The organism is Corynebacterium tuberculostearicum, from assembly GCF_046097465.1.
Lineage (GTDB): Bacteria > Actinomycetota > Actinomycetes > Mycobacteriales > Mycobacteriaceae > Corynebacterium > Corynebacterium tuberculostearicum_I.
The window spans coordinates 1,050,856-1,071,355 of sequence record NZ_CP175799.1; the positions used below are offsets into that span (position 1 = coordinate 1,050,856).

Sequence of the window (20,500 nt, forward strand, 5' to 3'; positions counted from 1 at the left end):
TCCTCGGTTGGTGATTAATCGGCGGCCTGGGAGGCCATAGAAACTGCGGTAATAGATCCATCGCCCACGCGAATGCGCAGTTGAGCGCCAGGCGGGGATTGCTTATAAGAGGTGACGACCTCGGGCCCGGAACCGTCCTTGGGCACTACCTGGACAATGGAGTATCCGCGGGCGAGAGTCGCCGACGGACCCAAGGCCGAAACGCGGGCGCGCAGCGATTCCACGTGGCGGGTTTCTCGCTCCACCATGACTTCAATTTCTCGCCGCATGGTGGCGCGGGTGCGCTCCACCTCCTCGTGGCGCGCGCGGATAGGGGTCATCGGGTCCGCCATGACAGGCCGGGAACGGATATTGTCGAGGCCGCGACGTTCCCTTTCCACCCAGCCGCGCAGCGCGGCCGCCATGCGGGAGCGAGCCTCTGCGACGATGGCGCGCTCCTCGGACACAGAGGGCACGACGCGCTTGGCGGCGTCGGTAGGCGTGGCGGCGCGCAGGTCAGCGACATTATCGAGCACTGGGCTGTCCGGCTCGTGGCCAATGGCAGAGACTACCGGGGTGCCGGCCGCTGCCACTGCGCGTTGTAGTGCTTCTTCCGAGAAGGGCAGCAGATCTTCCACGGAGCCGCCGCCACGGGCGATGATGATGACGTCCACCTCAGGATCCGCATCAAGCTGCTGGAGCGCATCAATAACCTCAGGTACGGTATTCGCACCCTGAACCGCGGTATTGAGGACGCGGAACTGCACCGCCGGCCAGCGGTCATGGGCTACCGCCATCACATCCCGCTCTGCAGCAGAACCACGGCCGGTAATCAGCCCAATTTTGTGCGGCAGGTAGGGGAGAGGACGCTTGCGTGCGGGATCGAAAAGGCCTTCAGCAGCTAGCTGTTGGCGCAGCTTTTCAATGCGAGCAAGCAGATCGCCAATGCCCACATGACGAATTTCGGTGGTCCACAGTGAAAAGGATCCGCGTCCAGCGTAAAAGGCGGGCTTACCGTGGACAATGACGCGGTCGCCATCTTTCAGCGGTGCTGACAATGACTGCAACATCGATGATGGGCAAGTCAATTGCACGGACTTTTCCTGCTGTACGTCACGCAGAGTGAGGTAGGACAGCTTCCAGGTGGGCTTGAAGTTAATTTGGGTCAACTGACCCTCTACCCACAGGTAACCCAGGCGCTCGATCCAGCCCTTGACTTGGTCATTGACCTTGCCAACGGGCCAGGGAGTATCCGGAGTATTTGCTGGTTGATTCACACAGCCTCCCTTTCTTCAGTCTGCCGTGTTCTTCCGTCTAGTTTAGGGGCCAGTGCGGTCTATTGCCCCGCTCGGGGTAGCCAGAAAGGTGACGTTAGGCCCCACTATTGTTTTGCGTAGTGTTTCGATACTCTGGGAGCCATGACTGATGGTAAAAATGTTCTCCTCGCGGCCCCGCGCGGATACTGCGCGGGCGTGGACCGCGCGGTCGAGACCGTAGAAAAGGCGCTGGAAAAGTACGGCGCGCCCATTTATGTACGCAAACAAATCGTGCACAACCGTTACGTCGTAGAATCTCTGGCAGAACGCGGCGTCATCTTCGTCGACGAGGCCTCTGAGGCACCAGAAGGCGCCCACCTAGTCTTCTCCGCCCACGGTATTTCCCCAGCCGTGCGCGCAGAAGCAACGCAGCGCAAGCAGCTTACTTTGGACGCCACCTGCCCATTGGTAACCAAGGTGCACAAGGAAGCCCAGCGCTTCCAGCGCGATGGCTATCACATCCTCTTGGTTGGCCACGAAGGCCACGAAGAAGTAGAAGGCACCGCCGGCGAAGCACCCGAGGTCACCCACCTCGTAGATGGCGTCGAGGGCGTCGCCAAGCTGCCAGAGTCCCTGCAGGATGAGAAGCTTATCTGGCTGTCCCAGACCACGCTATCGGTGGATGAGACCATCACCATCGTCAACAAGCTGCGCGAGCGCTTCCCGCACCTAGAGAACCCGCCTTCAGACGATATTTGCTACGCCACCCAAAACCGCCAAGAATCCGTCAAGGCCATTGCGCCACAGTGCGACCTGATGATTGTGGTGGGCTCTAAGAACTCCTCCAACTCGGTGCGCTTGGTTGAGGTGGCGCTGGAGGCAGGCGCCAAGGCTTCCCACCTCGTGGATTTTGCCAAGGAAATCGACGAAGCCTGGCTGGAAGGCGTCCAGACCGTCGGCGTAACCTGTGGTGCTTCGGTACCTGAGTTGCTGGTACGCGAAGTACTGGAGTTCCTGGACGAGCGCGGTTATAGCGACGTAGAGCAGGTAACTACCTCTACCGAGACGATTACCTTCGCCTTGCCGCGCGACCTGCGCTCAGCACGCACCTAAGTAGCGTTCGCCTATACGGCGGTGAAAACGAAAGAAAGGCCCGGAAACGGGCCTTTCTTTTTGCTTTAATCCTCGTCGTAGAGGTTATCGTCCCAGCCTTGCTTAGGCTGTTCCTTCTCCTGCTGAGACGCCGGGACGGAATCGCCAGCGCGCCGGGCTGGATCCGGGCGCAGCGGATTGTCGCGTTCCTCTTGTTGCATTCGGCGGCGCTCTTCACGGTCGCGCCCACGCAGGCGATCCTTGGGCGCGGGGCGTGACTTCTTTAACGTGTGCGAGGCGCGGGCGCGCTGCGGTGCGGCTTGCGATTTCTTAGGTTGCTTTGCCGGCTTATCGCGCGCCATCAAGTCTGCAACCGATAGGCGTTCCTCGCGGTTGCGTCGGTCTTGTTCGGCGTCGGCACGGCGGGAAGCGGTTTCCATTGCGGCGGTGCGCTTGGCCGTCTTGCGATAGCGTGCCCAGCGCAGCCAGGCGATGATTGCCGCACCCACGAAGGCAATGAGGAGCCACAGGAACCTCTGGACAAGGGGGAACGCCGCGGTGACGATCGCCGTCTTGGAAAACGCCGATGCGCCGTCTGGCAAGTTGGCCTTGGTGATAAAGAAACCGGCCACGCCCACCGTTATGGCATACACAATGGGGATAGAAGCCACGGTGAGGAAGAGGCCGCGTTCTTCTACGATGAGCGCCACCAGCAGCGAGCCGATGACAAGGAACGCGAGGTAAGCCCACCCGATGGAACCCATCAGGATGGAAATCAACGCGCCCGTGAGCAAGAGTGCCGCGAGCAGCCCAAGGCCCTTGCCCAGCGAGATGCTGGGGAGACCGGAGCTTTGGGCGGCGGAGGACTTTCTTTGCTTGGCTTGTGACACGTCGGAAGATCCTACCGGTTGCCGCCGGCCCATGGCTATTTCCACGCACGAAAGCGGCGGATTTATAGTGCTGAATTCCCGCGCGGCCAGGTATCAATAGGCAATGGCTCCCGCGGGGTGCGGTCCGTGCGGCCCGGGATATCCATCTCATGCAGTTTGCGGGCGGTGACGCCCACGCGGGAATCAAGCGAGGAAAGCGTGGCGTTATAGGCCTCGACTGCCTTTTCCAGGTTATGGCCCACTTTGCCGTAGTGATCAGAAAGTGTATTTAGGCGCGTATACAGTTCGCGCCCCAAGCGCTGGACCTCCTTAGCCTTGGCGGAAATGTCTTCCTGGTGCCACCCCATGGCCACCGTGCGCAGGAGGGCAAAAAGCGAGCTGGGGGTGGCGATGACTACATTGCGTTCAAAGGCGTACTCGATAAGTTCCGGATCCACCGATAGCGCGGCATCAAGGAAAGGGTCAGCGGGAACGAAGAGGATGACGAACTCGGGCGTTGGTTGAAACGCCTCAATATAGTCCTTCTGCGATAGTGCTTGGACATGGCCGCGCATTAAATGCGCGTGGCGGCGGAGGAAGCCGGCGTGTTCTTCCGGGTCATCGGTTTCTAGGGCGTCAAGGTACGAGGTAAAAGGAACCTTGGCATCGACGATGATGTGGCGGCCACCGGCCAAATTGATGAGCATGTCAGGGCGGACGATGCGCCCGCCCAATGGGGCGGAGACCTGGCAATCAAAGTCCACATGCTTGGTCATACCGCCGAGCTCAACCACGCGCTCCAATTGCACCTCGCCCCAACGGCCACGCACATTGGGTGAGCGCAGAGCGGTCACAAGTTTGTCGGTGCGTTCGGTCAAGCGGGAGGAGGTGCGGGTCACCGCCTGCACCTGGCTGGAGAGGGAGGCGAGCAGCGCGGTGCGGTCTTCCTCAATTTCTTGGAGCTGAAATCCCAAGCGGTCCATGGCCTTTTCTAGCGGCTGGAGCTCGGCCTGGCGGCGCTGCGAGTCTTGCAGCGCGCGGTGCTCGGCGCTCGGCGCGGAGCGGGTAGCGGAGTAGGAATGTGCTAACCAGCCCATTACCGCGCCGAGAATGAGGCCGATAAAAAGTAGCAGCACGGGCAAAGTGGAAGTCATGGTTTCCAGCATGGCACGCGCCGCCGACACGACCCACTATTTTTTCGAATCTCCGTTCAAAAGGCCTTCGAAGGCGTCGCGGGCGCGGCGCAGGTTTGCGCGCATGCCGGGCTTTTCATGCTTCTTGGGGGTGGACTCCACGTTGAGGGCGGCGTCGAGGGAATTGGAATCGCCGTCCGCGGAGACGTCGGCAAACGCGCCTTCTGGGGCTGCATAGTCCGGCATCTTGAGCCATGCCTCGCGCTTATAACGCCCTTGGTCTTCGGTGTAGCGGCCGATGAGATAACCAGCCACGGTAGAAAAGTCCAGATCCGCGGCGGTCTTTTCGCCTGACTGTAGCTTCATCATGTCTTGGCCGTAGCGGTAGGCCACCGCAAACATAGCGGCCGCGGGAACCGCGAGGAAGCCACCTATCAGGCCAAAGAGAGCCGAGCCTACCGTCACGGAAACCAGGACGATGACCGGGTGCAGGTCCATGGCCTTGGACTGCAGCCAGGGCGAGAGGACATTGCCCTCCAACTGCTGGACCAGCAACACCAGGCCGAGAACGAGAAGAGCCTTGGTTACGCCAAGGGAGACCAACGCGATGGTGACGGAGAGGGCGCCGGCCACGATCGCGCCGACGAAGGGGATGAAGCCCGCGATAAAGGTGATGATCGCCAACGCCATGGCCAGCGGAACGCCGATAAGGGCGAGGCCGACGCCGATAAAGACGGCGTCGACAAGCGAAACCACTGCCTGCGCGCGAATGAAGCCGCCCAGCGTATTCCAGGCGCGAGTAAGCAGCTCCGTCAGATGCCAGCCGGCGCGCTTGCCCGTGGCATCGCGCAGCCAGGGAAGGAACTTAGCGCCGTCCTTCAGGAAGAAGAAGGTCAGCACCAACACGATGAAGAGCGTGACCAAGATGGAGGTGGCGGTGCCAATGCCGGTAAAGACCGATCCGGCGATGGCGCCGGCACGTTGCTGCAGCCAGGACGCCGCCTCGTCGATGTAGCTACTCATGTCATCGCTATCAAGGTTGAGCGGTGGGCCCTGGGCCCAGAGCTGCAGGCTTTGGATGCCGGAGACCGTCTGCAAATACAGTGACCGGGATTGGCGCATGAAGTCTGGGGTGACAAATGCAATGAGGCCGCCGACAGCCGTGAAGGAAACCAAAATGGTTACGGCGGCCGCCAACGCGGCGGGAAGGCCAATATTGCGCAGCTTTTTCGCTACCGGTGCCAGAACGGTACAGATAATCAGGGCCAAAAGAACCGGCAAAAGGCCCTGCCAGAAGTTACCCAGTAAACGGTAGAGGGCGTAGAGGAAAACGCAGATGATGAGCAGCCGAACCGCCCATAGGGAGGCGGACTTAACCACCTCGCCGGCGATGACGGAGCGGTCTACCTGATCGCCTGGTGGATGTGGGGATACATCCTCCAGCTTGCTGGTGTCGAAGCTTTCATCAAACTTATCGCCCAAGCCCGCTTGGGGGTCATCGGGCAGCGGTTGGTTATCAGAATTCACCCCACCATCTTGCCTTAAAAGAAGGCGGGTGCGTTAGGATTGGCCCCGTGAGTCTTACACTAGGAATCGTCGGCCTGCCCAATGTGGGCAAGTCCACTTTGTTTAATGCCCTGACCCGTTCCGAGATCCTGGCGGCCAACTACCCGTTTGCCACCATCGAGCCCAACGTGGGCTTGGTGGAGCTGCCGGATTCCCGCCTGACCCAACTGGCGGAGATGTTTAACTCTGAGCGCATCCTTCCTGCCACCGTGTCCTTCGTGGACATCGCCGGCATCGTCTCCGGCGCTTCGCAGGGTGAAGGCATGGGCAACGCCTTCCTAGCCAATATCCGCGAGGCAGACGCCATTTGCCAGGTAGTGCGCGCCTTTTCTGATGACAATGTCATTCACGTCGATGGCAAGGTTGACCCGCGCAACGATATCTCCGTTATTAATACCGAGCTCATTCTTGCGGACCTCCAGACCATCGAAAAGGCCCTGCCGCGCCTGGAAAAGGATGCGCGCAAGAATAAGGACTTGGCCGCCGAGGTGGAAGCAACCAAGAAGGCCCAGGAGATCCTGGAAGATGATCGCACCCTCTTCGCCGCAGCGAAGGAAGGCGAGATTGACCTCTCCCTCGTGCGCGATCTGCACCTGATGACCGCGAAGCCCTTCCTCTATGTCTTTAACTCGGATGAAGCAGTGCTTACCGACGACGCTAAGAAGGAAGAACTCCGCCAGCTCGTCGCCCCAGCCGAGGCCGTATTCCTCGATGCACAGACCGAAACCGAGCTGCTGGAGCTGGAAGAAGACGAAGCCCGCGAGCTGCTCGAGGCTGTCGGCCAAGATGAGCCGGGCCTAGCCACCCTGGCTAAGGCAGGTTTTGCCACCCTGGGCCTGCAGACCTACCTCACCGCAGGTGAAAAGGAGGCCCGCGCCTGGACCATCAAGCAGGGCTCTGCCGCACCGCAGGCCGCTGGTGTCATCCACACCGACTTTGAAAAGAAGTTCATTAAGGCCGAGATCGTTTCCTTCGATGACCTTGTAGCCGCCGGCTCCATGGCCGAGGCTCGTGCGCATGGCAAGGTCCGCCAAGAGGGTAAGGACTACATCATGCAGGACGGCGACGTGTGCGACTTTAAGATCGGCGGCTAATTCCACACCGCTTGGAACCGGCCCTTTGTCAGAGGGAGAAGGCGCCGCCCACTCGCGCGCAAGAGAAGGTAGCGAAGACGAAACTTCCGCGTTACCGTGGGCGGCGTACTCGAACAAAGGAGGCTGCAACATGGCTGAACTAGATAATAAGACCATTGCCATCATCGCTACCGATGGCTTCGAAGACTCTGAGCTGACCTCCCCGCTGGAGGCCGTGAAGAACGCTGGCGCTACCGTGCGTGTCCTCGCCCCAAAGGCCGGCACCATTACCGGTAAGAAGGGTACGGAGATTTCCGTGGACGCCGCTACCGCTGACTCCACCGGCGAGTCCTTCGACGGCATTATTCTGCCTGGCGGTACCGAGAATGCTGACCTCATCCGCTTGGATAAGGCAGCGGTGGAAATCGTGCGCAACCATATGAGCAAGGATCTGCCGCTTGGCGCCATCTGCCACGGTGCTTGGATTCTGGCTGATGCTGAAGCCCTCAAGGGCCGCACCCTGACTTCCTTCCCCTCCCTGCAGACCGACCTGCGCAATGCAGGCGCTACCTGGGTAGATGAGGAAGTTCACTGCGACCAGGGCTTGGTTTCTTCCCGCACTCCAGATGACCTGCCAGCCTTTAACGCCAAGCTGGTAGAAGAGTTTGCAGAGGGCCAGCACTAAAGCTTCACGAATTTAAGCCACGGGAGTTTCCCGTGGCTTTTTTCGATCTTGCGCCGGTATCACGTGCCCTATAAAGTTAGGAATTCCTGAAGGGGAGTAGTTCCCTCGGTTAATTCCGAGATGACTGGTCGACATATTGGCGTTTAGCCCGGCCAGCCAGCGCCCGCAGTGCCCGCGGCCGTGAACGAGACCTTCGGTCCGCAACCGAACCGAAGGGAGAAGTGGCTATGTCCTCCATGGGCTCAGAGCAGCGCATTCTCGAGCGCTTCATGCAGCTATCCATCGCCGCCGCTGTGGCTACCATCATCCTCAAGGCCTTGGCCGCGTGGTTTACAGGTTCGGTGGGCTTCCTCTCCGATGCCTTCGAATCCATCGTGAATCTCGTCGCGGCCGTCGCCGGCTTTTATGCCCTCCGGATTGCCTCTAAGCCGGCCGACGATAACCACCAGTTTGGCCACGGCAAAGCCGAGTACGTCTCCGCCTTGGTAGAGGGTGCAATGATTTTTATTGCGGCCGGCATGATCGTGTACACGGCGATCCACCGCTTCTTTGTTCCGCAGCCGATTGAAGAGCCAGGCTGGGGCTTGGCGTTGTCAACGCTTTCGTCCGTGCTCAACGGCGCGGTGGGCATCGCGCTCATCCGTGCAGGTAAGCGCTACCGGTCTGCCACCTTGGATGCGGATGGGCACCATTTGCTTACCGACGTCTGGACTTCCGTAGGTGTCCTTATAGGCATCGCCGCCGTATTCCTTACTGGTTGGTGGTGGCTGGATCCTGTAGTGGCGCTTGCAGTGGGCATCAATATCTTGTGGACGGGCTATAGCCTCCTGCGCGACTCGGTGAGTAGCCTTCTTTCTGAGGCGCTTCCCGACGACGAGCGTCAGAACATTAGGCAGCTCCTAGCTCGGCTGGAGCAGGAACACTCGGTAACGTTCACGGATCGTCGCACCGTGGCCTCTGGACGCCAGAGACTGGTGTACCTGACCATGGAGGTGCCAGGGGAGTGGAGCGTCATGCACTCTCACGAGGTTGCAGACGCAGTGGAAATTGCCCTCGACGAGCTCTACCCCGGCTGCAGTGCGTTCATTCATGTGGAGCCAGCCGGCCTAGAAAATCGACGCCCGTACCTATTCCGCTAAGGCTTAATCTTCTCAGTTTTTTGCCGACTACTGTGGTGTATGCGCACTAGACCAATATGTGTGTAGGCCCGTTCGGGTGTACAGGTCTGTGTATCGCCTGTGGATACTGGGAGAAAAAGTACACCCTCGTTAAAGAATCCTGTGGGGTAGTTGTCACCGCATTTCGGGGTGTGGTGAACAGTGGACGATTTGGAGATCGTGAAGGGGTGTGTCTAGGGCGCTACGGGCGAGAGAATCGACATCCGGTTTGCTCAATTCGGGTGCTTATGGTGCAGATTTTCCAATGTTATAGAACTGTTATCAACCGTTCTGAGCTGCATGAAGCCTGATTTCGGTGAACGAAATTTAGAAAATTTTTGTCTGCCGGTCGAAAAATTTTGATTTCTCCGTATGGTGGTTGTTACAGCAATCAATTGGAGATTTTCACCCCCATACTCCACGTGGTGGGGGTAGAAAATGTCCTTTTGTTTGGTTGAAGATAGCTATACCAATAGCAGAAAGGATTTACTGACAATGGGTAAGAACATTAAGGACCTCTTTAACGCAACCGCATACGACAAGAACGGCGAGAAGCTGGGCGACGTTAACGAGGTATTCGTTGATGACCAGTCCGGCCAGCCTACCTTCGTCGAGGTAAACCACGGCCTGTTCGGCATGAACTCCAGCCTGGTTCCGCTGCGTGGCCACGACTTCTCCGGCGATGACCTGAAGCTGGGCTTCTCCAAGGACCGCATCAAGGATGCTCCGGACTTCGACTCCGATAAGCCGCTGACCCCTGAGGCACAGTCCGATATCTTCAAGCACTACGGTCTGGATAACGCACACGACGTTACCGACTACAAGGATTCCAACCTTGACTCCAAGCGCGACGCTCAGGCTGGCGCTGACAAGGATCACAACCTGACCGCAGGTGCTGGCGCAGGTGTTGCAGGTGCAGGCGTTGCTGGTGCACACGCTGACGAGAAGAAGGCAGCTACCCACACCACCGACGCTGCTGCTACCGAGCGCAAGGCTGGCGTAGCTGACAACGATGCAGCTGCACGCACCAACAACGATGGCGAGCTCATCCGTTCCGAAGAGCAGCTCAACGTCAACAAGGAGCGCGTGGCTACCGGTGAGGCTCGCCTGCGCAAGTACGTTGTGACCGACACCGAGACCGTTGAGGTTCCGGTTGAGCGTGAAGAGGTTAGCGTCGAGCGCACCCCGATCAACGCTGAGGATGCCAAGAACTACAACGGCACCATTTCCGGTGACTCCGAGGAAGCTTCCGTCACCCTGCACGAGGAGCGCGTAAACGTGAACAAGGAAACCGTTCCGGTTGAGAAGATCAACCTGAAGAAGGACACCGTTCGCGACACCGAGACTCACACCGAGGAGCTGCGCAAGGAGCAGATCGACACCGATGGTGTTGACGGCCTCAAGAAGTAAAAGCGCATAGCTAAACGCCCGCAAGGAATACCTTGCGGGCGTTTCTTTTGCCTTATTTAGGAGACTGGTTTAAGCCTTGACGCCGATAGCCTCAGCCGAGTCAGAATCCATAATGTGCTTGACGCCGTTCTCGGCAGCATCCCAGGTTGCCTTGTCCTGGATGCCGGCGCGCTTAGCCACGATGGTGGCGCACAGCACCTGTCCGGTGACGTTCAGTGCGGTACGGCCCATGTCAATGATCGGCTCGATGGCAAGCAGGAGACCAACACCGGCCAGCGGCAGGCCGAGCGTGGAAAGCGTGAGGGTGAGCATCACCGTTGCGCCGGTGGTGCCTGCGGTAGCGGCGGAACCGATAACGGACACGAAGATGATGAGCAGGTACTGGGTGAAGTCAAGGTCGATGCCATAGAACTGGGAGACGAAGATGGCAGCGATGGCTGGGTATACGGAAGCGCAGCCATCCATCTTGGTAGTTGCGCCCAGCGGAATAGCAAAGGAAGCGTACTCGGAGGGAACGCCCATAGCCTTTTCGCTGAAACGCTCGGTAGCTGGCATGACGCCCATCGAAGAACGGGTGACAAAGCCCAGGGAGGTCACAGGCCATACGCGCTTGAAGAAACCAATGACCGGGATCTTGTTGAACTTCAGCACTGCCGGGTAGACCACGGCAAATACCAGGCCCATGCCGACGTACATGGCCAAGACGAACTTGCCCAGCGAGCCCAGTGCATCCCAGCCGTAGGTAGCTACGGCCTTGCCGATGAGGGCCGCGGTGCCAATCGGGGCAAGGCGGATAATCCACCACAGGATGACCTGAATGACCTTCAGGAAGGACTCGGTAAAGCGCAGGAAAGGCTCGGCAGACTTGCCAGTCTTGACGGCGGCGATACCAATGGCCAGCGAGATGACGAGGAGCTGGAGGGCACCAAAGCTGAGGGATACTTCTCCGTCGGAAAGTGAGGCGGAAAGGCCCACGAAGTTCTGGGGCAGAAGCTGTTCGAAGAACGCGGTCCACGAACCGACGTGGGAAGGATCCTGCGCGGTGGCAGCATCGATGCTCGTGCCGATGCCCGGCTTCATCACGACGGCGACGATGATGCCCGTCAAGACGGAGAAGAATGCGGTGATGGCAAACCACACAAGCGTGGAAATTGCCAGGGACGCGGCGTTGGCGACCTTGCGCAGGTTAGCGACGGAGGTAACAACAGCGGCGAAGATCAGTGGCGGGATCATCACCTTGAGCAGCTGGACGTAGGCGCTGCCGACGCCCGTGAGCAGGGTGGTCAACCAGCCCGGGTTATCTGGGTCGGTATCCATGCCAGAGGCGATGAAGCCCAGGATGAGGCCGATGATGAGGCCCGCGATGACCTGAGCACCGAATCCCGTGGCCCAGCCGGGAAGCTTGGAGCGCGAAGATTCTTGTTGAGACATAAAGATTCCTTTGAAAATAAAAATGGACAGATCGGACTATTTTCCAGATACTGTCCTGTTCAACTTCAACATCGCTCAGCTTATTCCTTCTGCGTCCATAGGCACAAAGTGCGAGTTATATGCAGTGGCCGCAACCTCACCCTTCGCGCTCACGGAGAGGTGGTTTTGTGCTTGCTTTTCGACGCCAGTGAGCGCGAAGGGAAGGGACCTTGAACTACCACGTGTGTCCCATTGCTAACTTTAGATAGCTACTCTCTCTATCTTTCTCAGGAGGAACATTCATGGGCTGGGTTAAACCTCTCGTTGGCATTTTCGCAGTTGGCGCAGTGGCTTCCGTTGCTTTAGGCGGCGGTGATGAAGATACTGTGGTGGTCAACCGAGTGATCGATGGCGACACCATTGACGTCGACATAGACGGCGAAAATACCCGCGTCCGGCTACTTAATATTGATACGCCGGAGATCGGCCATAACGGCGAACCGAGTGAGTGCCTCGCGGAGGAAGCGAAGCAGTACCTGGAAGGGCGGCTGCCAAAAGGGACGGAGGTTCGGTTGGAATATGACTCCGAGCGGACCGACAAGTACGGCCGCACTCTTGCCGGTGTCTTTATCGACGATGACTTCATTAACGCGGATGTCGCGGCCGAAGGGTTAGCCACGGCGGTTGTATTTGGCGGAAACGACAAGTTTTATGACGAAGTGCGCAATGCCGAACGCGGCCCTAAAGACGCCGGCGAAGGGATCTTTGGGGTCTCAGACGAGTGCAAGGTTTCCAGCGATAAGAACATGGCCGAGGCGGTTAGCGGCGCTGAAGCTGCAGCGGCAGCATTTGCAGCTTCCGGGGAAGCTGATATTGCAGGGTACGAGGATGTACTGGACAAGTCAGCAGCTGCGAAGGCCGGATTGGCGGTTCTGACTCGCCACAAAGATGATCGAAGCACCTTCCAGAAAGCAGCGTATCCGGATGCTCCCAAGGAGATTGCCGCGAAGAAGGAACGCGAGCTTGAGGGGGAGGAGAAACAAGCCCGCGAAGGGCTCGAGAAGTTGGAGGAGAAAGAGCGGGAGGAAGAGAAGCGTGAAAAGGAGCGCCAGGAAGAAGAACGCCGCCGTGCAGAGCAGCGGCAAGAAGAGATTCATCAGCAGGAGCACTACGCGCCGGAAGTAGAGGTAGCGGAGCAGCCAACGCACGATGAGGTGGCTGACTACCAAGCCCCCGAGCAGCAGCCGGCACCTCAGCCGGCGCCGGTGGTCGATAACTACACCGGGTGCCGAGCTTATGGCGGAAACTATGCCTTGACGTCCGTGGATAAGAAAGGGCGTTCCTACGCGAAGATCGACTGCACTACGAAGCAACAGATTGGTTAGGCAGCCTGCCCTTCGCGCTCACGGGCAGGGCCCTGAGTGCTTTGAGTATGGCTCCCGGTGAGCGCGAGGGGAGTGGGGATTGTGGCCTACGCCCTTGCTGCTCACCGGGGCCAAGGGGAAGCGCCATTTAGGTGCTGCCGGTGAGCGCGAAGGGGGTGGGAGGGCCCGGGGATCTGGAATACTGGCAGCATGAAAATCCTCGTAACCGCATTCGACGCCTTCGGCGGGGAGAGCATAAACCCCACGGAACGAGCTCTTCAGCAACTACCGGATCGCATTGGAGACGCGGAGCTCATCAAGCTGGTGATCCCGACGAAGTTCGGGGAATCGCTGCGTCGGGCGATTGAGGCCGCGGAGGTCTCGGCGGTCGATGCAATTGTATGTTTGGGCCAGGCCGGTGGACGGGCGCATATCACCCCAGAGCGGGTCGCGATTAACGTTATGGATGCCGATATTCCTGATAATGCGGGTTATCAGCCGGTCGATGTGCCGGTAGTGGAAGGCGGCCCGGCGGCATATTTCTCTACGCTGCCGGTAAAGGAAATGGTTGCGGCAATGGAGGATATTCCGGCGCGGTTGTCGAATACGGCCGGGACTTTCGTGTGTAACCAGCTGCTCTATGGTCTCTTGCATCGCTTCGCGGACACCGGGATAAGCGCCGGATTTGTCCACGTCCCGTTCAGTACAGAGCAGGAGAAAACGGATAAGCCCATGATGGAGCTGGCGGACATCGTTGAGGGGATTAAGCGGGCACTCTGGGCGGTGCAAGCTAGTTAGGGTAGCCTTTGTAGCTTTTTTAACCGGTGAAATATAGATTAAAGGACATGTCTCGCTTTAGCCCTCTCAACTGGCCGGTTGTGCGCCAGCTGCGCAGTGGCGATCCCTTCGGCAGGGACGTCAATACGCAGTCTCAAAAGAGTAAAGATAAGCATGGGCGCACCGTGGAAGCAGACCGCGTGGTGCAGTCGGTGTGCCCGTACTGTGCGGTTGGTTGCTCGCAGCGCGTATATGTCAAAGATGACCGCGTCATCCAGGTGGAGGGCGATCCGGATTCGCCTATTTCCCGTGGGCGCCTGTGCCCGAAGGGATCTGCGTCGGAGCAGCTGATCAACTCCGCTACGCGCTTGACCAAGATTAAGTACCGTGCGCCGCACTCTACGGAGTGGCAGGACCTTGATGAAGATACCGCGATGGAGATGATTGCGGATCGTTTCTTGGAGGCCCGCCGCAACGGTTGGCAGGATGTGGACGATGAAGGTCGTGTGCTCAACCGCACGATGGGCATCGCCGGTTTGGGCGGTGCGACCTTGGATAATGAGGAAAATTACCTCATCAAGAAGCTATTTACCGCCGCTGGTGCGATTCAGCTCGAGAACCAGGCGCGCATATGACACTCCGCCACCGTTCCTAGTCTAGGAACTTCGTTTGGCCGCGGCGGCGCAACCCAACCGCTGCAGGATATGGCGAATGCGGACTGCATCGTCATTGAGGGTTCTAACATGGCCGAGTGTCACCCAGTGGGATTCCAGTGGGTGGTGGAAGCCAAGAAGCGTGGTGCCCGCATCATTCACGTGGATCCGCGCTATACGCGCACGTCAGCCTTTGCGAATCGCCACATTGGCATTCGCGGCGGCACGGACGTGGTGCTTTTGGGCGCAGTCATTAACTACCTGCTGGAAAACGAGCTGTACTTCCATGACTACGTGGTGGCGTATACCAATGCGCCGATGATCATCTCGGAGGACTACCAGGACACCGAAGATCTGGACGGCCTGTTCTCTGGTTATGACCCAGAGACCGGTAAGTACGTCACGGATTCGTGGCAGTACGTACAGAAACCGGAGGGTGCGTCGTGGAATGTGGAACGCGATGAGACGCTAGAGCATCCGAATTCGGTTTTCCAGATTCTCAAGCGGCACTACGCGCGCTATACGCCTGAGGTAGTGGAGGAGACCTGCGGTATTGCGCAGGAGGACTTCTATTACCTAGCGGAGTCGATCGCGCAGAATTCTACGCCGGATCGCACCACCTGCTTTGCCTATGCGTTGGGCTTTACCCAGCACACCCTGGGTGCGCAGTTCATTCGTACCGCCGCCATCTTGCAGCTTCTCACCGGCAATGTGGGTCGCCCAGGTTCGGGCATTATGGCGTTGCGCGGTCACGCCTCGATTCAGGGCTCTACCGATATCCCGACGTTGTTCCACTCGTTGCCGGGGTATTTGCCCATGCCGAGCGTCGATAAGCAAAGCTGGCCAGAGTTCGTTGATGGAATCCGTAACGAGTCGCAGAAGGGCTTCTGGCAGATTGGTGAGAACTACGCAGTCTCGCTGATGAAGTCCTATTGGGGCGATGCGGCAACCAAGGACAATGGATGGGGCTATGACCTCATGCCGCGCATTTCTGGTGCGCATTCTACCTATGAAACGCTCATGGCCATGTTGGATCAACAGGTGGAAGGCTACTTTGTCTTTGGCCAGAACCCGGCCGTCGCGCAGTCCAATGGCGGCATGCAGCGCCGCGGCTTGGCGGCGCTGAAGTGGCTGGTCGTACGCGATTTCCAGGAGATTGAGACCGCCTCTTTCTGGAAGGATTCGCCGGAGATTAAAAACGGCGAGCTTAAGACCGAAGACATCGGCACTGAGGTCTTCTTGATGCCGGCGGCTACCCACGTGGAAAAGGCAGGAACCTTTACCCAGACGCAGCGCATGTTGCAGTGGCGTTTCCAGGCAGCCCCGCCGCCAGGCGATGCCAAGAGTGACCTGTGGTTCTTCTACCAGCTGGGCAAAAAGATTAAGGAACGCCTGCGCGATTCCACCGATCCGCGAGATATTCCTCTGCAGAAGGTCACGTGGGACTATGTGGAAACCGAGGAAGGCGAGCCGAATTCTGAGGACGTCCTCAAGGAGATCAACGGCTACTACCTAGAGGGCCCGAAGAAGGGCGAGCTTTTGCCTGCCTTCGTGGAGATGAAGAACGATGGCAGTACCTCCGGTGGTTGCTGGATTTACACCGGCGTGTTTAAGGACGGCATTAATCAGTCCGCGCGCAAGGTTCCGGGTTCGGAGCAAAACGAGGTAGCTCCTGAGTGGGGTTGGGTATGGCCGGCCAACCGCCGCCTGCTCTACAACCGTGCTTCGGCTAAGCCGGACGGCACTCCGTGGTCCGAACGCAAGAAATATGTGTGGTGGGACGCTGACCAGGGTCAATGGGTTGGCGATGACGTGCCGGACTTCCCGGCTACCAAGGCCCCGGACTACAAGGCTCCGGTCGACGCCGTGGGCCCGGACGCCCTCGACGGCACCGATGCCTTCATCATGCAGGCGGATGGCCGCGGTTGGCTCTTTGCACCGACCGGGCTTTCCGACGGCCCATTGCCTACCCACTATGAGCCGCACGAGTCCCCGGTGCACAACGTGCTGTACAAGCAGCAGCAGTCACCGACGCGCCTGACCATTAAGCGCCCAGACAACCTGTCGCGCCCAGAACCTGGTGAGCCGGGCTCCGAGGTGTTCCCGTTTGTCTTTTCCACCTATCGCCTCACCGAGATGTATACCTCGGGTGCGATGTCGCGCCGCCTGCCGTATTTGGCGGAGCTGCAGCCGGGCCTTTTCTGCGAGGTCGATAAGGCCTTGGCAGAAAAGCGTGGCTTGGAAAACGGCAAGTGGGCCACCATCGTCTCGCCGCGCGGCGTGATTGAGGCACAGGTCTTGGTCACTGACCGCATGCAGATGATGAAGATCAATGGCGAGGAGTTCCACCAGATCGGCCTGCCGTATCACTATGGCGAGTCCGATTCCACGGCCGTTGCAGGCGATGGTGCCAATGATTTGCTGGGCCTTACGTTGGAGCCGAACGTATTCATCCAGAATTCCAAGATCGGCGCTTGTGATATCCAGCCGGGGCGTCGCCCGCGTGGTGAGGCCCGTGTGGAGATGCTCAAGGAGTATCAGAAGCGCGCGCACCTGAACCTGGATTCCGGCAATGATCTGCTCACCGTGGATGATTCCTTCACCTATAACCCAGAGCCGCAGCAGCCCGCGGATGCGGATGAGCACGGCGAAAAGGGCGAGGAAAGCGAAGAAGGTAAGTAAATGACAAATCTTCTGACCGAAAACGCCAGCCGGCATGGCTACGACAAGTACCGCCGCATGGCCTTTTTCACCGACACTTCCGTGTGTATCGGGTGTAAGGCCTGCGAGGTGGCGTGCAAGGAGTGGAACCGCAACCCGGTAGAAGGCTATGACGTCACGGGTGATTCCTATGACAACACCGGCGCACTGGGAGCAAATACCTGGCGGCACGTGGCCTTTGTGGAGCAAAACAATGACCGCATCGAGCAGGCCCGCGAGGAGGGCAAGAATCTCATTTCCTTAGGGATGCCTTCGGTAGGGGCGCAGGCCCCGTCGGTTGATACCACCCCGCCGGATACGGATACGTTCCGGTGGCTCATGTCCTCGGACGTGTGTAAGCACTGCACGCATGCGGGCTGCTTGGACGTGTGTCCTACCGGCGCGCTGTTCCGCACCGAGTTTGGCACCGTTGTGGTCCAAGATGATGTGTGCAATGGCTGCGGTACCTGCGTGGCCGGCTGCCCGTTTGGCGTCATCGAGCGCCGCGATGACGGCGGTGTGGCGCTGAAGTACGACAAGACGGCCACGGTGGATTACGTGGATAATTCCCATGCCGGCGTGAACGTGCTGAAAAAGCTTAAGCAGCTTGCCCCGCAGGGGCCGGACCACACGCCAGGCGAGTCGATGCCGATTAAGAATTTGGGTGTGGCCCAAAAGTGCACCATGTGCTACGACCGCCTGAAGCAGGGAGAGCAGCCAGCATGTTCTAAGACCTGTCCTACCGATTCCATTCAGTTCGGCCCGTACGAGGAGATGGTGGCCGCGGCCAAGGAACGCGTGCGTGTATTGCACGAGCAAGGGCTTACCGAGGCCCGCCTTTACGGCGCCAACCAGGACGATGGCGTGGGCGGAACCGGCTCCATCTTCCTGCTTTTGGATTCACCTGAGGTCTACGGTTTGCCGCCGGACCCGCGCGTGCCGACGGCCGATTTACCGCAGATGTATAAGACCGCAGCCAAGGCTATCGGCGGCATGGCGCTGGCCGTGGCCGGTTCCTTCCTGATTGGGGGACGCAAATGAGCAACTTTGATGAATACCGTCCACCGCAGCCGGAGCGCCGCAATCGCTACCGGAAGTTCGATGGTACGAAGCCGAAGAAGAAGCGGAAGCGTCCAGGCGCGGGTGCGCAGGACGGCTCCAAAGAGGAGCGCATGGCGCAGGACTTCGAGTTCTCGTCTTACTACGGCCGACCTGTGGTGAAGGCTCCGCCGTGGGAATGGCCTATCGGCGCCTACTTCTTTCTGGGCGGTGTGAGCGGTGGCTCGGGACTCTTGGCCGCTGGTGCACAGGCCGTGGGCAATGCGCCGCTGCGTCGCACCACGCGGATCTCTGCCTTTGGCGCGGCGGCCGTGGGATCGGTCTTTTTGATTCTGGATTTGGGCCGCCCGGAACGCGCATTGAACATGTTCCGCGTCTTCAAGGTGACCTCGCCAATGTCCATGGGCTCGTGGATTTTGTCGGGCTTTGCCAGCGCGGCCGCGCTGCCTGCCGCCGCGGAAGTGGACGCGGCGACTGGCCACAAGCTGCCGCTGCCGAAATTCGTGCGCACGGCGCTGAAGAAGTCGGCCGGGCCGGCGGGCGCGGTCGCGGGTGTACTCGGTGGTCCGCTCGCAGGCTATACCGCGGTATTGCTGTCCAATACCTCGAACCCGGTGTGGAATGACATGAAAAAGCACCTGCCGTATGTCTTCGTTTCCTCGGCAGGTGCGGCGTCGTCAGGCCTGGCTATGGTGACCACTCCGGTCGAGCACGCGGGACCGGCCCGTGTGTTGGGCATGGCCGCTGCAGCAAGTGATCTGGCAGCGACCAAGGTGCTGGAGGAAGGCATGGAGCCGGAGCCGCGCGAAGCTCTGCACCAGGGTAAGCCGGGCGCGTTGATGAAGGCTTCGGAATACTTCATCGCGGCAGGCGGCCTCGGTAGCGCGGTGGCTGCGGTGACGAAGTCGCGGGCAGTCTCGGTGGCTGCGGGGCTATCGCTCTTGGCAGGCTCGGCGTGCACGCGCTTTGGCGTGCTCAACGCCGGCTTGGAATCGGTGAAGAACCCGGAGACCACCATCGGGCCGCAGAAGCGCCGGGCGGAAAAGCGCCGGCGCGAGCAGGGCCTCGACCACGATGTGGTGAGCCCGGACTAGTCCAGGTCCTGCAGGGCGGGGGCGAGCTCCGCGCCGATGTCTTCCATGCGTTGTTGCTCGGCCGCGGAGCCGCGGCCATCACGGTGGAGGTAGTAGTTCAGCAGCTCTAAGCAGCGCTGTGCCGCCTCGTCGGAGTCATCGGGGCAGACGGGTGCACCCTCGGACGAGCACCCCACCAGCCCTGCCGCCGCAGGGGAGGTGGCGGCAAAGGCTAGGAGATGGGGGTTCCTCGCTGCACTTTAGGCCTTGATATAGGCATCGCCGGTGCGCTCGGTGGTATGGCCGATGACGGGGTAGCCGGGAACCTCGCCGATGAGGAGGAGGCCGCCGGAAGTTTGGGCGTCGGCAAGCAGCACTAGCTCTTCCTCGCTCAAGGAGGTATCGAGGTGTGGGCGCACCCAGTCGAGATTGCGGCGAGAGCCGCCGGGGATGAAGCCCTCTGCCAGCGCTTCCTTTGCGCCTTCGATGGTGGGCACGGCGGAAAAATCGAGCTCCGCGGCGATGCCGGAGGCCCGGCACAGCTTGTATAAGTGGCCGAGCAACCCGAAGCCGGTGACATCCGTGGCGGCACGCACGCCCGCCTCCACCGCGGCGCGGGCGGCCTCACGGTTCAAGGTGGTCATGGAATCGACCGCGGCCTGGGAGACCTCGCCGGTGGCCTTGTGCTTGTTGTTGAGGATGCCCACGCCAATGGGCTTGGTTAGGGTGATGGGCAGGCCGGGTTCGGCGGCGTCGTTGCGCATGAGCTTGTCGGGGGCCACGATGCCGGTAGCTGCCATACCGTACAGGGGCTCGGGCGCGGTGATGGAATGCCCACCTGTTACGGAGATGCCGGCCTCGGTGGCTATATCCATGCCGCCGCGCAGGACCTCGCGCAGCACATCCAGGCCCAGCTTTTCATTGGGCCAGCCCACCAGGTTGATGGCGGTAACCGGGGTGCCACCCATGGCATAGACATCAGAGAGCGCATTGGCCGCGGCCACCCGCCCCCAGTCATAGGGGTCATTGAGCATGGGAGTGAAAAAGTCCGCGGTGGAGATAACCGCCAGGCCATCTTGAATCTTTACGGCTGCGGCATCATCGCCATCGTCCAAGCCGACCAGCACGTTGGGGTCGGCCTTGCCAATGAGGCCTTCGACGGCGGATTCCAGCTGCCCAGCGGGGATCTTGCAGGCGCAGCCGCCACCAGCTGCGAAAGAGGTGAGCTTAATATCTTGGGTCAT

Annotated in this window: 17 protein-coding genes; 10 read left to right on the forward strand and 7 right to left on the reverse strand. The window is 59.7% G+C overall.

Annotated features, from left to right (window positions below; translation table 11 throughout):
- Nucleotides 1-14: 14 nt before the first annotated feature.
- Nucleotides 15-1,256, reverse strand: coding sequence for an exodeoxyribonuclease VII large subunit (xseA, locus tag ACKFRX_RS05080; RefSeq protein ID WP_250409686.1), 1,242 nt, complete (start codon nucleotides 1,254-1,256; stop codon nucleotides 15-17).
- A 141-nt stretch (nucleotides 1,257-1,397) separates the two neighbouring features.
- Here xseA and ACKFRX_RS05085 point away from each other — a divergent pair, with 141 nt between their 5' ends.
- Nucleotides 1,398-2,348 carry a 4-hydroxy-3-methylbut-2-enyl diphosphate reductase gene (locus tag ACKFRX_RS05085; protein ID WP_408928212.1) on the forward strand — a complete coding sequence of 317 codons (951 nt, stop codon included), beginning with the start codon at nucleotides 1,398-1,400 and terminating at the stop codon, nucleotides 2,346-2,348.
- A gap of 65 nt (nucleotides 2,349-2,413) precedes the next feature.
- Here the strand turns inward: ACKFRX_RS05085 and ACKFRX_RS05090 are convergent, their stop codons facing one another.
- The 3 genes from ACKFRX_RS05090 to ACKFRX_RS05100 form a co-directional block, all read right to left on the reverse strand.
- A complete protein-coding gene (locus tag ACKFRX_RS05090; protein ID WP_005327448.1) occupies nucleotides 2,414-3,217 on the reverse strand; it encodes a DUF6542 domain-containing protein in 804 nt (267 codons plus the stop codon).
- Between the two features lie 62 nt (nucleotides 3,218-3,279).
- The gene (locus ACKFRX_RS05095; RefSeq protein ID WP_034668173.1) at nucleotides 3,280-4,350 is read right to left on the reverse strand and encodes a DNA recombination protein RmuC; all 1,071 of its coding nucleotides are present in this window, start codon (nucleotides 4,348-4,350) and stop codon (nucleotides 3,280-3,282) included.
- Nucleotides 4,351-4,386: 36 nt separating this feature from the next.
- The gene (locus tag ACKFRX_RS05100) at nucleotides 4,387-5,856 is read right to left on the reverse strand and encodes an AI-2E family transporter (protein WP_408928213.1); all 1,470 of its coding nucleotides are present in this window, start codon (nucleotides 5,854-5,856) and stop codon (nucleotides 4,387-4,389) included.
- A 47-nt stretch (nucleotides 5,857-5,903) separates the two neighbouring features.
- Between ACKFRX_RS05100 and ychF the strand changes: the two genes are divergently transcribed.
- The 4 genes from ychF (at nucleotide 5,904) to ACKFRX_RS05120 (ending at nucleotide 10,220) form a co-directional block, all read left to right on the forward strand.
- Complete coding sequence (gene ychF / locus ACKFRX_RS05105) at nucleotides 5,904-6,989, forward strand: redox-regulated ATPase YchF (RefSeq protein ID WP_005323582.1); 1,086 nt, start codon at nucleotides 5,904-5,906, stop codon at nucleotides 6,987-6,989.
- A gap of 130 nt (nucleotides 6,990-7,119) precedes the next feature.
- Nucleotides 7,120-7,653 (forward strand): type 1 glutamine amidotransferase domain-containing protein, encoded by a 534-nt coding sequence (locus ACKFRX_RS05110; RefSeq protein WP_150851747.1) that lies wholly within the window; start codon nucleotides 7,120-7,122, stop codon nucleotides 7,651-7,653.
- Nucleotides 7,654-7,880: 227 nt separating this feature from the next.
- The gene (locus ACKFRX_RS05115) at nucleotides 7,881-8,792 is read left to right on the forward strand and encodes a cation diffusion facilitator family transporter (protein ID WP_408928214.1); all 912 of its coding nucleotides are present in this window, start codon (nucleotides 7,881-7,883) and stop codon (nucleotides 8,790-8,792) included.
- A 513-nt stretch (nucleotides 8,793-9,305) separates the two neighbouring features.
- A complete protein-coding gene (locus ACKFRX_RS05120) occupies nucleotides 9,306-10,220 on the forward strand; it encodes a PRC and DUF2382 domain-containing protein (RefSeq protein ID WP_408928215.1) in 915 nt (304 codons plus the stop codon).
- 69 nt (nucleotides 10,221-10,289) lie between these two features.
- Here the strand turns inward: ACKFRX_RS05120 and ACKFRX_RS05125 are convergent, their stop codons facing one another.
- Complete coding sequence (locus tag ACKFRX_RS05125) at nucleotides 10,290-11,651, reverse strand: dicarboxylate/amino acid:cation symporter (protein WP_005323578.1); 1,362 nt, start codon at nucleotides 11,649-11,651, stop codon at nucleotides 10,290-10,292.
- 281 nt (nucleotides 11,652-11,932) lie between these two features.
- Here ACKFRX_RS05125 and ACKFRX_RS05130 point away from each other — a divergent pair, with 281 nt between their 5' ends.
- The 5 genes from ACKFRX_RS05130 to nrfD all read left to right on the forward strand — a co-directional run bounded on the left by ACKFRX_RS05130 (nucleotide 11,933) and on the right by nrfD (nucleotide 19,277).
- Entirely contained in the window at nucleotides 11,933-13,015 is a 1,083-nt protein-coding gene (locus ACKFRX_RS05130) for a thermonuclease family protein (RefSeq protein ID WP_005327456.1), read from the forward strand.
- A 189-nt stretch (nucleotides 13,016-13,204) separates the two neighbouring features.
- On the forward strand, nucleotides 13,205-13,792 hold the full coding sequence (gene pcp, locus ACKFRX_RS05135; RefSeq protein WP_179386303.1) for a pyroglutamyl-peptidase I: 588 nt from the start codon (nucleotides 13,205-13,207) through the stop codon (nucleotides 13,790-13,792).
- Between the two features lie 47 nt (nucleotides 13,793-13,839).
- On the forward strand, nucleotides 13,840-17,106 hold the full coding sequence (fdnG, locus tag ACKFRX_RS05140; protein ID WP_408928216.1) for a formate dehydrogenase-N subunit alpha: 3,267 nt from the start codon (nucleotides 13,840-13,842) through the stop codon (nucleotides 17,104-17,106).
- A complete protein-coding gene (locus ACKFRX_RS05145; protein WP_179386305.1) occupies nucleotides 17,107-18,165 on the forward strand; it encodes a 4Fe-4S dicluster domain-containing protein in 1,059 nt (352 codons plus the stop codon). It abuts the gene before it with no gap.
- The gene (gene nrfD, locus ACKFRX_RS05150) at nucleotides 18,162-19,277 is read left to right on the forward strand and encodes an NrfD/PsrC family molybdoenzyme membrane anchor subunit (protein WP_250410242.1); all 1,116 of its coding nucleotides are present in this window, start codon (nucleotides 18,162-18,164) and stop codon (nucleotides 19,275-19,277) included. Before ACKFRX_RS05145 ends, nrfD begins: the two co-directional genes overlap by 4 nt.
- Here the strand turns inward: nrfD and ACKFRX_RS05155 are convergent.
- A complete protein-coding gene (locus tag ACKFRX_RS05155; RefSeq protein ID WP_250410243.1) occupies nucleotides 19,274-19,453 on the reverse strand; it encodes a hypothetical protein in 180 nt (59 codons plus the stop codon). The two genes, nrfD and ACKFRX_RS05155, sit on opposite strands and share 4 nt — an antisense overlap.
- Before the next feature lie 63 nt (nucleotides 19,454-19,516).
- Nucleotides 19,517-20,500, reverse strand: coding sequence for a selenide, water dikinase SelD (gene selD / locus ACKFRX_RS05160; RefSeq protein ID WP_316981643.1), 984 nt, complete (start codon nucleotides 20,498-20,500; stop codon nucleotides 19,517-19,519).

Coding starts and splice junctions, on each gene's coding strand:
- ACKFRX_RS05110 (WP_150851747.1), top strand. CDS start 7,120: ATGGCTGAACTAGATAATAAGACCATTGCCATCATCGCTACCGATGGC.
- nrfD (WP_250410242.1), top strand. CDS start 18,162: ATGAGCAACTTTGATGAATACCGTCCACCGCAGCCGGAGCGCCGCAAT.
- ACKFRX_RS05145 (WP_179386305.1), top strand. CDS start 17,107: ATGACAAATCTTCTGACCGAAAACGCCAGCCGGCATGGCTACGACAAG.
- ACKFRX_RS05120 (WP_408928215.1), top strand. CDS start 9,306: ATGGGTAAGAACATTAAGGACCTCTTTAACGCAACCGCATACGACAAG.
- ACKFRX_RS05085 (WP_408928212.1), top strand. CDS start 1,398: ATGACTGATGGTAAAAATGTTCTCCTCGCGGCCCCGCGCGGATACTGC.
- ACKFRX_RS05130 (WP_005327456.1), top strand. CDS start 11,933: ATGGGCTGGGTTAAACCTCTCGTTGGCATTTTCGCAGTTGGCGCAGTG.
- ACKFRX_RS05115 (WP_408928214.1), top strand. CDS start 7,881: ATGTCCTCCATGGGCTCAGAGCAGCGCATTCTCGAGCGCTTCATGCAG.
- ACKFRX_RS05125 (WP_005323578.1), bottom strand. CDS start 11,651: ATGTCTCAACAAGAATCTTCGCGCTCCAAGCTTCCCGGCTGGGCCACG.
- selD (WP_316981643.1), bottom strand. CDS start 20,500: ATGACCCAAGATATTAAGCTCACCTCTTTCGCAGCTGGTGGCGGCTGC.
- pcp (WP_179386303.1), top strand. CDS start 13,205: ATGAAAATCCTCGTAACCGCATTCGACGCCTTCGGCGGGGAGAGCATA.
- ACKFRX_RS05095 (WP_034668173.1), bottom strand. CDS start 4,350: ATGACTTCCACTTTGCCCGTGCTGCTACTTTTTATCGGCCTCATTCTC.